This is a genomic window from Paraglaciecola mesophila (assembly GCF_009906955.1).
Taxonomy (GTDB): Bacteria; Pseudomonadota; Gammaproteobacteria; order Enterobacterales; family Alteromonadaceae; genus Paraglaciecola; species Paraglaciecola mesophila_A.
On record NZ_CP047656.1, the window covers coordinates 764478 to 777725 of the forward strand.

The window sequence follows — 13248 nt, forward strand, 5'->3', positions numbered from 1 at the left end:
CACGTTGAATTAAAATAATAACAAGGTGAAGTATGTTAACGATGAATAATATTGGTAAGACCTTTACCACTGACGTGGTGCAAACCCATGCTTTACGGGATTTCAGTTTACAAGTAAATGAGGGTGACTTTTTAGCCGTAACTGGCACCTCAGGCTCCGGTAAAACAACATTTTTAAATGTGGCGGGGTTATTAGAAACCTTTGACAGCGGGCAGTACACCTTAGATGGTCAGGACATTCAAGGACTAAAAGACCGAGCCAGAAGCCAATTACGCAATGAAAAAATCGGCTTTATTTTTCAAAGTTTTAACCTAATTCCTGATCTAAATTTATTCGATAATGTAGATGTTCCCCTACGCTATCGTGGATTTAACGCTAGCCAACGTAAAGAACGTATCATCAACAGCTTAGAACGCGTTGGTCTTGGTAAACGTTTGAAGCACCTCCCTTCACAGTTGTCAGGCGGGCAACAGCAGCGCGTCGCTATAGCCCGCGCATTGGCCGGTTCTCCACGCTTTTTACTGGCCGATGAGCCAACGGGAAACCTAGACAGCGATATGGCAAAGAGCGTGATGGCTTTGCTACAAGAAATTAATCAAAGCGGCACAACCATTATTATGGTTACCCATGATAAAAGCTTGGCAGAACAAGCTCAGCGACAAATCATAGTCCGCGACGGTAAAGTATGTGATTCAACAGGACCTATCGCCCGCCCCGAATCAGTTAACGCAATCAATGTTTAAATATTATGTACAACTTGCCCTTAGCAGTATTATGCGCGCAAAAGTGCATAGCCTACTGACAATGCTCACGATTGCCCTAGGGATAGCTGCGTGTACCATCACCTTAACCCTTGTTAGCAGTATGTCTGCTGACCCTATCAGTCACAAGAGTGGTCAATTGTTTCGCGTACAGTTGGATAATTGGGATCCCAATCAAGCTGCTATTTCCCCAGATTTACCACCAGAATTAGTCACTTGGACCGACGCCAACAATATAGTGAATGCCAAACAAGCAAAGCGACAAAGCGCCAGTGCAATCACTTGGGGTATGGTTAATCCGTCAGAACAAGGCTTAACGCCCTTTTTGGCACTCATGCGCGTGACCAGTAAAGACTTTTTTCCCATGTTTGATACACCGTTTATCTATGGCGCAGGTTGGGATGAAAGCGCAGAGCAAAATAACGACTATGTGGTTGTGCTTAGCAAAGAAACAAATCAACGGGTGTTTAATGGGGTTAACTCAGTGGGTAAAACACTGACAATGCTTGGTTCGACATTTACCGTTGTTGGGGTGCTTGATGATTGGCATCTGTCTCCTAAGTTTTACGATATGTCTTATGGCGCATTTAGTGCGCCAGAAGATATTTATCTGCCCCTTGGTTTAAAACCCGTATTCGAATTACCCCATGGCGGTATTACTAGTTGCTGGAAGGCAGTGGAAAGCGAGCGTTACGATGCGTTTTTGCACTCGGAATGCATTAACTTTCAACTCTGGGTAGAGCTTGAAGATAGTAACGAAAAAGCACAGTTTAACCAATACTTAACGAACTATGTCACCCAACAAAAAACACTTGGTCGATTTGCACGACCGCTCAACAATCGTCTTTTAAACGTTGTGCAATGGTTGGAATACAAACAAGTGGTGAAACAAGACATACAAGTGATGTTTTGGCTGTCGGTCATGTTTCTACTCGTTTGCCTTATCAATGCAGCCAGTTTACTCAGCGCTAAATTACACACCAAGCACAGTGAAATAGGATTACGCCGAGCACTAGGGGCGAATTTCAGTCAAATTACTTTGCAATACTCCGTCGAAATTGTGTTTATCGGCTTATGTGGCGGAATATTAGGCGTATTACTTGCTATTTTTGGCTTACAAGGTGTTGCCACACTTTACGCAGGTTACGGGCAATTGATTGAATTAGATTTAACGGTAGTGACCAGTGTTATTTCGCTCGCTGTTGTAGGCACCATTATCGCAGGGTTAATACCTGTCTACTCTGCCTGTAGGCCTGTCCCAGCTATGCAGATTAAACAATAAATAGGATTTTGTGATGCAACTTTTTCTCAATATGGGTCCTATTTTTCGGGCATTAATGGGCCAGCGTTTTAGCGCTATTTTAGTGGTTGTTCAAATTGCGATTACGATGGCAATCATTACCAATGGGCTGGCCATCACCTGGGAGCGATTTTTACACATAGAGCGTCATACGGGAATTGATGAGCAAAATACCTTTTTTTTAACCAGTTCCGGGTTCACTCAAGACTTTAACCCTCGCGCCACAATCGAAAGTGATTTACGCCTTATTCGCGCCACTAATGGCGTCATCGATGCAGTACAAACCAATTCCTTTCCTCTATCAGATAGCGGCAATTGGTATGAACTACAAACCACAACCGATAAAGACGCAGCGCTTATTCCTGCCGCGAGTTATAAATTTGACGAGCACGGGATAAACACCTTTGGTTTAACCCTAGTCGCAGGTGAAAATTTCAGTGCGCAAGATACCCTTTGGTTAGACGAAGCTGATAGCCAGTGGCCAAGCCATGTGTTGATATCGAAAGCAACTGCAACAGCGTTATTTGGCGAATCACATTGGCAAACGGCTGTGGGTAAAACGCTTTTTGTTAATCAAAATACGCCGCTTATTGTCAAAGGGATCGTTAAACAATTACATGCCCCTTGGGTTGAATGGCCTCATGTTGAGAAGACCATTATCTCCCCTGCCCGGGTGACCCATAACTCAGCGCGTTATGTCATTCGTACTCAGCCAGGTAGACTCAATGACCTTATGCAAAGCGTGACAGCTAAACTTGCAAAAGAAAATACCCAACGTGTGATCCGCAAGGTAAAAAGCATTCAACAAGCCAAGGACGAAATCTATGCAGCTGATATCGCAACGGTAAGTATTCTGTTGGTGGTAATTGTAGTGTTAGCGTTCGTAACGGCTATGGGTGTGGCTGGTCTGGCGAGTTTTAATATTGATAAGCGTCGTCAGCAAATCGGTATACGCAGGGCTCTGGGCGCAAGCAAGGCACAAATACTTCAATATTTCATGCTAGAAAACGCCTTATTATGCTCGGTTGGAGCGGTGCTTGGGGTGCTGCTCACCTTTATGCTAAACCTATTTCTGGTGGATAGATATTCCTTAACGCCACTGCCCTTGCTCTACGTACCGATAGGTGTGCTTATATTATTTTTCATCAGCCAACTGGCCGTTATTAAACCCGCAGTAAGGGCGATGAGTGTGTCACCCGCTATGGCAACTCGCAGTATTTAGCTTATTTTTGGAGGAAACAAATCGCCATTTTTTAGGGATTAAAAAGAAAAACGCAGTCAAATTTGACTGCGCTTCTAATGATTTTCTCTGTGCTGGTTTTATCTCATATCTTACTTATTATCAAAGCGTCGCTCATACATACCTTTATGCAGGCTCTTAGCAGCATTCACCATAGGGGCATAAGGAGTGTCAGTCACGTTGACAAAACCAACATTGTAGTTTTCACCATCATAGGCGCGACCTGTGATCGGCGAGTCCATATATTGAAACCAATGCGCACCAATGAAATATGGGTTGTCGATGATCGTGCCCATATAATCTTGGTACATATCAGCGCGATCTTGCTGATTCGCTGCATGTATCAAACCAGGATGGAATAAACCACTGTCGGTCGCGCCAATATGAAATTCCCCGACGATTGATGGCATGTCAAAGTCATCTAGAAATCCCCAGCCTTTTGGATGTAGGCCTTCTTTGTATATGTTGTAACTCATTACGTCCACGTACTGAGTAGCGGCTTTAGCCACTTCCATCGGCATCCCCCAATCAGCAAAACGCGAACCTAAATACAAGTGATTAGGCAAATAGGTTTGCATGGCGGTATCAACTATTGAGAAATACTTATCAGCATAGGCGTAAAGCATTTCGCTGTAATCCGCCAGTTGTTGCTTTTCTTGTGCTTTGTTGGTGGCAAGAACAGAATCAATTCCTTGATCAAAGTCAGACCACGAAGCAATGTTTTTCCCCCAAGCTGAATTTAATGCTTCAATCGAAATGTATTTGTCTTTAGCTAGTTTGGTAAACGCTGCCTTAGTGGGCACCTTGCTACCATCTCGTTTTAAGGTATTAAATACGATGCCGTAACGTGATTGAGGCGTTTCGCTGCGCCCAAAGCTCTTTTCGTTATCAATAAACACCCCAACACACCAAGGGGTATTTTTTACTTCATCGGCGATCACGCTAACCGTATGCATGGCGCGCGCTTTAAATTTAGGATCGAATACGTCCGGCATGTTGCCCCAAAAATCATCACCACTTGACACTGTTTTAAAGTCACCAATAATCCAACCATTAGCAAAAAACGGCACTTGCTGATTATCGTAATAGGCTGGGTCGGTCCAATTGCCGAGCGAGGTGAATCCCCAACTGCGCATTCTATCTAGCGTCACGTCCTGCCACTTCTGCATATAGTCGTTGCTAATACCGCTATATTTACGGTCCAAATTGGCCGCATAAAAGCTATATGTTTCCCCTTGTTTTAGTGGCCCAGAATGCACTCCAGTGCGATAACCATAGTGTTTTCCCATGGGCTCATCGTAACTAGGTAACCATGTGAATAAATCTTTTCGTAATTCAGATGCCACGAATCGGGCGGGAACAGCACTGTCGTTCACGCGGTTAAGCCCTTGTGAATCAGACGGCGTAACATCTGCGTTATCAGCTTTTACTAATACCTCAGGCGGGAAATCATAACCTGTCATGGTAGAAGAGTTCGCCAAGCGGATAATATCGATACCCGTTGCAAAATAAAGATAGCCGTCGGGGTCCACTAAACTCCACTTGCCATTATATTTCGCTGTTCTGAAATTGCCGGTAGCTTCCAATCTTGGGCCTTCTAACCAACCACCCCACTTTGAGCGAGGAACGTTCCATTTTCCATCGAGTGCTTGTAGTTCTTTGTCACGGGCGTTTTTTAATTCCGCTAACGAATGAACCTTACCGTCGAACTCGCGTTTCGCATTCTGACCAAACTTATCGACCACCCCGGTAAGATAAAGTGTATCCATGGGTGGGTTTTGGCGTAGACGTATATCGTTTATCGTAATCTGCTTATCAAACAAGTTATTTTGCACACTCAAGGAAATTTTGCTGATCCCACTGAGTTTCAGGTTTTTCTTACCCCATAAAGAAATAAATTGCGTATCGTCTGATGTCCAAGTATCTGGGTTTGAACGCAGACCAGAGGTAAAGTTAAATTCATTCTTATCGTCACTGATGGATTTGGCTAAGTCATGGCCGGCCATTTTTGCATAATAAGTACGTTGTGGCCCGACGGGCACACTGACAGAACGAGTATAAGTATCACCGTTGGTATCTGAAATGTTCAAATATAACTGAACGGAGTGCTCACCCTGATTGCCGATATCAAACGCAATATTAAAATTATCCAAGTCGCTCCAATCCCACGGCTCATCAGGAACAAAGTCCACCGCACTATTGATATTTTCTTTACCATGAAACACGACGGTCAAGCCGCTGTTTGGAGACTCAGTTACCGTGCCGGTCGCATTGGTGTATTTAACGTCTTTGAGGGACCCATCGTTAGAGGCAACAAATAAGGTTTCAAGTGTTTTTCCGGCCTTTTCACCTTGCTGGCTTTGTTGAAACTGAGTATCAGAAAAACCACTTTTAGGGTCGTTGGTTTCACTGGTACTACACCCTGTTAACGCACTAACAATTGCGCTAAACAATAGCGTTTTACTGGCATTCATAATTGTCCCTCTGAAAGAATATTAACATAATTTACAATTCGGCATTATACACAGTGAACTCATCATGTAAATTGTTAACAATTAATTAAATTTTGATTTTAATTGCATTGCCGTAAACTTATGCTGATAAATCATATATTTGAATATCTTATTAGAGCAAAAGTCGACAACAATTGATGATAAATGTCTTATACTGCATCGAAAAATAGCCTGTTAATGGACAATCGTGAAACACCCAGCATAAATTTATTAACATTCCGCTGCACGTCGTTAATCTCTTAGCCCACGTAATATCAGTGTGATAAAACCGCCGTGCTAGTTTCATGCATTCATAATAATTAATTGTTAACAATTATCAATTTTTGCGTTAGCATTAAGCAAAGACGATTTGAGTAACCTTGTGACTCAAGCAAAATAGGAACACCAATGAATAATCAAGTGAAACATGTATTCTTCTGCGCCATTGTAGTGGCATTCGGAGGATTCATTTTTGGTCTAGACGCTGCCCTCATCTCTGGTACAGTGCGTTTTATCTCCGCTGAGTTTGCCCTGTCAGACCTACAAATCGGTGCTGTCGTCAGTGCGCCTGGATTTGGTGTGTTATTTGCCTTACTGATAACAGGCGTAATTTGCGATAAGTACGGTCGTCGTCAAGCGTTACTCATTATTTCCTTTCTGTACATATTATCTGCAGTGGCATCTGTATGCGCTTTCTCATTTGAAATGTTGGTGACGGCGCGCTTTGTTGGTGGCTTGGCGTTTACGTCTCTATCCGTGGCGGCCATGTATATCGGTGAAATTGCACCGCCAAAACTGCGTGGTAAGTTAGTCGCCATGATCCAAATTAATATCGTTATTGGCCTCTCTGCGGCTTATTTTGCCAACTACATGATACTGCAAGTCTCACAAATGGACGCGGATTGGGTTTCTGCTATGGGCATAGATACACATACGTGGCGCTGGATGCTGGGTATCGAAATTATTCCTGCCGTCATATGGCTTTTCTTGCTCATTTTAATCCCTCGCAGCCCACGTTGGTTAGTCATGAATAACCGTATTACAGAAGCAAAATCGGTGTTGCAGCAATTTTTAACGACCGAAGAAGTCAATAAAGAGCTGGAACAAATCCAGCATAGTGTTGAACTTGGAGATAAACACACGCTTTCTACCATGGAAGCCATCAAAGCCATGTTCGGAAGCAAAATGCGCAAAGCAGCGCTAATTGGTTTAACCATGGGCGTAGTACAGCAAATTACCGGCATCAATGCGATTATGTTCTATGCCCCTACCGTATTCGAGCAAGTGGGATTGGGTACGAACGCGGCGTTTTTTCAGGCGCTGATCGTCGGGTTAGTCAGTGTCCTATTTACTGTAGCAGCGGTGCTCTTAGTGGATAAACTCGGGCGCCGACCACTCGTTATATACGGATTAGCAGCGGGGACCATTAGCTTATTTATGTGTCATTATGCATTTAGCCATGCCACGTACATGCTAACCCCAGAGCAGATCTCAACATTTGCCAACGAACACAAGATCGCCAGTATGCACAATATGCTAAATACGGCGTTCTCTTCAGATATAGAATTTAAGAATCAATTGCAGACAGTTATTGGCGTAGAGGAATTCAGACGACACGAAGGACAACTGATGCAGATGGCGACCAATGTCAACGCGAACATGATACTCATTGGTGTAATGGGTTATATCGCTGCATTTCACTTCTCGATCGGCCCTGTTATGTGGGTGCTGTTCTCAGAAATATTCCCTATCGCGATCCGCGGTACTGCTATTCCTATGTTTGCCTTACTAGCGAGCATTGTTAGCTACTTAGTGCAACAGTTCTTTCCTTGGCAACTAAGTCACATGGGAGCCAGTAATATCTTCCTGTTCTATGCCATAAGTGGTGCTATTGGTTTTGTGATCTTGTTTAAAATCATGCCTGAAACCAAGAATAAAACCATCGAAGAGATCGAATTAGATTTAGACAGCACTAAACGCAAAGTGAGTGTGGCCTAATATGAAAAACTCACTCTTAGCCATCGGCGAATGCATGGTTGAACTCAGTTTAAGTAACAGCCATTCATTACAGCATTCGTTCGCAGGTGATACGTATAATTCATTGGTGTACGCCAAACGTTGGCAACCTGAAATCGATTGTTTCTTTTTGTCTGGCATTGGCCAAGATATGTTTAGCAGCATGATGACTGAACATTGGAAGGCACACGGTATAGAAGGTCAATTTGTACTCTGTTCACCGGATCATAATGTGGGTATATACGCGATAAAGAATGACCCCAGTGGTGAGCGACAGTTTGATTATTGGCGCAAAGACTCAGCAGCTACCCAGCTAATGTATCTAATTGAGCAAAGCGATAGCGAACCGACTTGGCCACATTTTGACTTGGTATATTTCAGTGGTATATCGCTGGGAATATTAGCGGAAGATGACAAGTCCCGATTTATTGACTTAATAAAGCGGTTAAGAAGTAATGGCAGCAAAATCGCATTCGATCCAAACTATCGTCCTAAGATGTGGTCCACCAAGGACCACGCTATTCAATGGCTTGAAGCCGCCTATAGCGTAAGCGACATTGTACTACCAGGGTTCGACGACCACTATGACCTCTTTGGTCACACGTCAGTTGAAGAGATTGTTGGCTATTGCTCACAACTTCACGTTAGCGAGTTAATTATTAAAGCGGGCAAACAAGGCGTTTTTGCCTTTGAAAACGACCGAGCCGTGTGTCATGTGCCATTTACCCCTGCCAAAGTGCAGCGCGACACAACCGCTGCGGGAGACTCTTTTGCCGGCGTGTACTTAGCATGCAGAATGGCAAGCAAGGATGTTCAAACCGCGATTGAACAAGCAACAGGCGCTGCAGGCCTTGTTGTACAACACCAGGGGGCGATTGTAGAGCACAGCATTTTTGATGTATTCCGCCAACAATTTACTCAAGCGTTTTGACGCTTATTGGATAACATCTTACCGTTAGTACGAGGACAATTTAATGACCCAGGCCAATCAAAAACAAAGCCTAGCCACCAAGCGCGCTATCGAGCGCGGTTACGATTCAAAGAACGCTGACTGGATGATCGAATTCGAAACCAGCCCCCTTAAAGGTGATTTTGCCTTTGAAGAAGGCGTGATCCGTCGAGACCCAACGTCTGTGATATCAGTAGATGGTGTGTATCATTGCTGGTATACCAAAGGTACCGGTGAAACCGTGGGTTTTGGTAGCAGTAACCCAGAGGATAAAGTGTTCCCGTGGGATTTAACGGAAGTGTGGCACGCCACGTCAAATGATGGTGAAACATGGCAGGAGCAAGGCCCAGCGATTCAAAGAGGCGCCTCGGGAGAGTTTGACGATCGCGCAGTTTTTACCCCAGAAGTGCTCGCCCATGAAGGAAAATACTATTTGGTATATCAGACGGTGCAGTTTCCCTACACTAATCGGCAAATCGAACAAATTGCTATCGCGCACGCGAATTCGCCCTTTGGCCCTTGGGTAAAATCAACCGCGCCTATTCTCAGCCCCTCTATGGACGGCGAATGGTTGGGCGAAGAAGACAACCGTTTCCATGTTAAGTCAAAAGGCAGCTTTGACAGTCATAAAGTGCACGATCCTTGTTTGTTGGTTTTCAATGGAAAATTCCATTTGTATTACAAAGGAGAAACCATGGGCGAAGAAATGAATTTTGGTGGCCGGGAAATCAAGCATGGTGTTGCTATCGCCGACGACATTTTAGGGCCTTATCGTAAATCAGAATACAACCCAATCAGTAACAGCGGCCATGAAGTGGTGGTGTGGAATTACCAAGGTGGCGTTGCTAGCTTATTAACCACAGATGGGCCAGAAAAGAACACCATTCAATTTGCTCCAGACGGCATTAATTTTGATATTAAAGCGCATATTAAAGGTGCGCCAGAAGCGATTGGCCTTTATCGCCCTAGCGAAACACAAGACACCCCTGCCCCAGGCTTACATTGGGGTTTGTGTCACAAGTACGATCCGAGTTGGAATTGGAATTACATCTGTCGCTATCGCCTGAAAAAACAAATATTGGACGCTGGCACTTTTCAAAACAGTAACTAGTGGTGAACCAACTGTGGACATCAAAAGTCAATGTTTACGTACAACAGTAAGAGGATGAACCCATGTACAAAAGCATGCAATTAATCGACATGTTGAGGAAAAAATACCGCCTGCGATCTGACAACACCGTTGCCAAAAAGCTTGGTGTATCGCGTTCAGCCGTTAGCCGGTATCGTAACCAAACAGGCTCCATTGATGACAGATTGGCGGTAGAGATAGCTGAAATGCTTGCCCTTGATCCATTTGAGGTACTTGCATCGATGCGCTGCGAACGTGCTGCACGGAACAACAGCCCCACTGACATTAATTTTTGGCGTAAATACACAGCCTAAACGCATTGTTTAGGCTGTTTACGCACGTCCTTATCACCTCGAGGCCTATAACAAATAGGCTTGTCGAGCACGCTCAAGTGCCTCAAGGGTAGCGTCTACATCTCTAGTGTCCATAAACTCAGTGAATATAACCGTCCCTGCACTGCCCATTTTTTCATTGGTATCTCTATCAAAAAATTGCGAAAGACCTGCGGCTTGATTTAACACCTGTTGCCCCTGCTTAATAAAATAATCTTCTTTACTTTTCACATGCTTATTTGGCGAAATCATTGACGACACATCATTATAACTTTTCTGAAAGTCTAATCCGGCAATTGACAATAAGTATTGCTCAACGGTTTTATTCATGGGTGCGTAATTCGGTACCATGAGTAAGTCCATAGGCGCTTCTTCGTAGGCTGGTATTGACGTTTTCATTTGAGGAAATGGAAAAAACCGAAAATCTTCTTTCAGTACCGGCGGTAACCCTCCTGCAAAAAAATTACCAATAAGGGTCATACCTGCCATTTTGTGGTACATAAATGGCATTGCTTGTTGCCAATCCCACCCATTATAGCGTGTTGTAAAATAGCCTTTATCTAATAATACTTTCCATTTCTCGAACACCTCTCGCACCCCAATATCAGTAAAGGGAATGTCGCCTTGCAATAAACGTTGATGATAATCCAAACCGTTTAGCCGCAAATTCAAATAATCAAACCAAGCTGCAGATGTCCATTTATTTTTTGCGCCTATAGTAATAGGCGTGATCCCTGCTTTTTTCAGGGTTTCACACACAATTAAAAAGGATTGCCAATCTTTCGGGGGATGTAAGTTAAGCGCTGCAAATACTGATGCTCGGTAGTAAAAACCCCATTGGTAATAGGAAGTGGGGACTGCATATCGTTTATTATTCAGAGAAATAGCCCCAATGGCGCCCTCACTAAACGACGAATCAAGATCATGCCTTTGCCACATCTGTGTTAAATCTTTTACCTGATTTTTTCGTACATATTGATAAAGCCGAGGTCCGCCTTGCCAAGTTAGCACATCTGGGCCTCTACCTTGCTCGAGCCATTGAACAATTAATTTCTTAAACTCGGCATCAGAATAAAAAGATAACTTCACTTCACTACCTGGGTACTGCTCAGAAAATGATTTAGCATGACGTAAAAAGCTGGTCTTTTGCGGTCCAGACGTACTTAAAATGGCCACTTCTATGGTTTGAGCCGACGCTGGACTTAAAATAAATAAGCTCAGCAGGATCCAAGAATAAAACAAGATTAAAGGGCTTAGCCATTGATGCCGACAACTAAACATAAACATCCTTTTTAGTAACAATTTTATAATACTATAGTTACACTAACCGATTGTTAATATTTATCATACTTTATCAAAGAATAGACTCAGTACTTGGATGTAATATGAATCTTCGTAAGAAACTAAACCTAGTTACCTTTATTGTGGTTACGTTAACCTTGGTTGTTTTTCAAATCATTACCACATCGATAAACCAAGTGAGCTTAGCTGATAAAGTCGCTAAGTCAGCAGAAAATACCACAGAGCGCCTTAGTATTACGTTGGCGGACTCGTTGTGGAATTACAATATTGACAATGCCACTCAAATAGCGACAGCTGAGCTAGGCACAAACGATCTCGTTGAAATGCGCGCCTTCAACCGAGACAACGAGCGCTTATTTAGCGTGACGTGGGATGAGCAAAATCAACACACCACAACAAACGAATTTACCGGCGATGTTCATTTACGAGTTAAAAAAACGATCCAATTCAAAGACCAAGAGGACTTGATCGATGCCGGTAGTATTGAACTGACGTTTTCATCTGCCACATTAGACAACGCGCTATCAGACGCAATTTTTCATTCAATTATTCAAATTGTGATACTGGACGCTGTGCTCATGTGCTTCATGAGTATATTCATCAGTAAGTTGGTGGTAGCGCCGCTAGAGAACATTACCGCTCGCGTACAGGATATTGCCCATGGCAATGGCGATTTAACCCAAAGAGTGAACTATACCAGTTCCGACGAACTCGGTGTGCTAACCACAGGTATCAACCGATTTATCGATAATGTACACAGTGTGGTGAGTGAAATTGTCAGTGTATCTAAAACTTTGGACGCCAGCGCCAACGATAGCCAGACAAACGTTGAACAACTCAATACCCAAGTTCAAGACTTGAACAGCCAAGTGTCTATGATTTTGTCTGCGGTTCAGGCACTTGATCAAACCGCCCTAGATGTAGCGCATAAAGCGTCACAATCATCAAATATAACCCAAGGCACCAGTGCCTTAGCCAGTGAAGGCATGCGCAAAGTTAATAGCTCAAGTGCGTTGATACAGACACTTGCGCAGAATATGCAAGAATCAACAAGCAAAACAGAAATGCTTGAAAAGCACTCTCAATCGATTGATACCGTGATTCAGGTTATTAAAGGTATAGCCGACCAAACGAACCTGTTGGCGCTCAACGCTGCTATCGAAGCGGCTCGAGCAGGCGAACAAGGCCGTGGATTTGCTGTCGTCGCAGATGAAGTTCGCACCCTTGCCCAGCGCACGCAAGTTTCAACCGGACAAATCACTGAGATCATCGAAAAGCTTCAACAACAATCAGCTGAAACATTAGCCGTTATGCAAAATGGTCAAAAGATGATGGCTGAAAATGTTGACTCCGTTGCAGAAGCAGAACACACGTTCAGTGATATAAAACACGCCATTGAAAGCAGTCTTAAGGGGGCACAGGGAATAGCAACGGACACAGACAATCAAAAAAATACCTTAGGCGAAATTAAACAGAACGTTGAAAACATTAAAGACAGTAACGAACGCACGTTACATATCGCCCAGCGTAGTTCTGCCATAAATCAACAAATTGTCCAAATGAGTCATTCTGTTGCTGAATTAAGTGAGAAGTTTAAGATTTAGTCAGATAGAACATGGAGATTCGCAGTACCTCTCTTATCACGCTGCCTGAGGGTGCCTTCGGCTGCTAAAAAGGCCTACCGAAAGACCTTTACCTCCTAAAAATAACAAACCCGTCAAATTGAC

At 43.6% G+C, this 13248-nt stretch carries 10 protein-coding genes; 8 read left to right on the forward strand and 2 right to left on the reverse strand.

Annotated elements, in window-relative coordinates:
- The first annotated feature begins 32 nt into the window (after positions 1–32).
- The 3 genes from FX988_RS03155 to FX988_RS03165 are packed head-to-tail and all read left to right on the forward strand — an operon-like array spanning position 33 to position 3283.
- A complete protein-coding gene (locus FX988_RS03155) occupies positions 33–743 on the forward strand; it encodes an ABC transporter ATP-binding protein (protein WP_160178302.1) in 711 nt (236 codons plus the stop codon).
- Positions 736–2043 (forward strand): ABC transporter permease, encoded by a 1308-nt coding sequence (locus tag FX988_RS03160; RefSeq protein ID WP_160178303.1) that lies wholly within the window; start codon positions 736–738, stop codon positions 2041–2043. The genes FX988_RS03155 and FX988_RS03160 overlap by 8 nt, the downstream gene beginning before the upstream one ends.
- A gap of 13 nt (positions 2044–2056) precedes the next feature.
- Positions 2057–3283, forward strand: coding sequence for an ABC transporter permease (locus tag FX988_RS03165; protein ID WP_160178304.1), 1227 nt, complete (start codon positions 2057–2059; stop codon positions 3281–3283).
- 110 nt (positions 3284–3393) lie between these two features.
- On the opposite strand, the gene FX988_RS03170 is transcribed toward FX988_RS03165, so the two are convergent.
- Positions 3394–5775, reverse strand: coding sequence for a beta-galactosidase (locus FX988_RS03170; protein ID WP_160178305.1), 2382 nt, complete (start codon positions 5773–5775; stop codon positions 3394–3396).
- A gap of 426 nt (positions 5776–6201) precedes the next feature.
- Here FX988_RS03170 and FX988_RS03175 point away from each other — a divergent pair, with 426 nt between their 5' ends.
- From FX988_RS03175 to FX988_RS03190, 4 genes are all read left to right on the forward strand, one after another.
- Positions 6202–7791: a sugar porter family MFS transporter gene (locus FX988_RS03175; RefSeq protein ID WP_160178306.1), complete on the forward strand. Its 1590-nt coding sequence runs from the start codon at positions 6202–6204 to the stop codon at positions 7789–7791.
- A gap of 1 nt (position 7792) precedes the next feature.
- A complete protein-coding gene (locus FX988_RS03180; RefSeq protein ID WP_160178307.1) occupies positions 7793–8740 on the forward strand; it encodes a sugar kinase in 948 nt (315 codons plus the stop codon).
- A gap of 43 nt (positions 8741–8783) precedes the next feature.
- The gene (locus FX988_RS03185; RefSeq protein ID WP_160178308.1) at positions 8784–9869 is read left to right on the forward strand and encodes a glycoside hydrolase family 117 protein; all 1086 of its coding nucleotides are present in this window, start codon (positions 8784–8786) and stop codon (positions 9867–9869) included.
- A gap of 62 nt (positions 9870–9931) precedes the next feature.
- Positions 9932–10201: a helix-turn-helix domain-containing protein gene (locus FX988_RS03190; protein ID WP_160178309.1), complete on the forward strand. Its 270-nt coding sequence runs from the start codon at positions 9932–9934 to the stop codon at positions 10199–10201.
- Positions 10202–10246: 45 nt separating this feature from the next.
- Here FX988_RS03190 and FX988_RS03195 read toward each other — a convergent pair whose 3' ends face one another.
- Positions 10247–11500: an ABC transporter substrate-binding protein gene (locus tag FX988_RS03195; protein ID WP_160178310.1), complete on the reverse strand. Its 1254-nt coding sequence runs from the start codon at positions 11498–11500 to the stop codon at positions 10247–10249.
- 104 nt (positions 11501–11604) lie between these two features.
- Here FX988_RS03195 and FX988_RS03200 point away from each other — a divergent pair, with 104 nt between their 5' ends.
- On the forward strand, positions 11605–13125 hold the full coding sequence (locus FX988_RS03200; RefSeq protein ID WP_160178311.1) for a methyl-accepting chemotaxis protein: 1521 nt from the start codon (positions 11605–11607) through the stop codon (positions 13123–13125).
- The last annotated feature ends 123 nt before the right edge of the window (positions 13126–13248 follow it).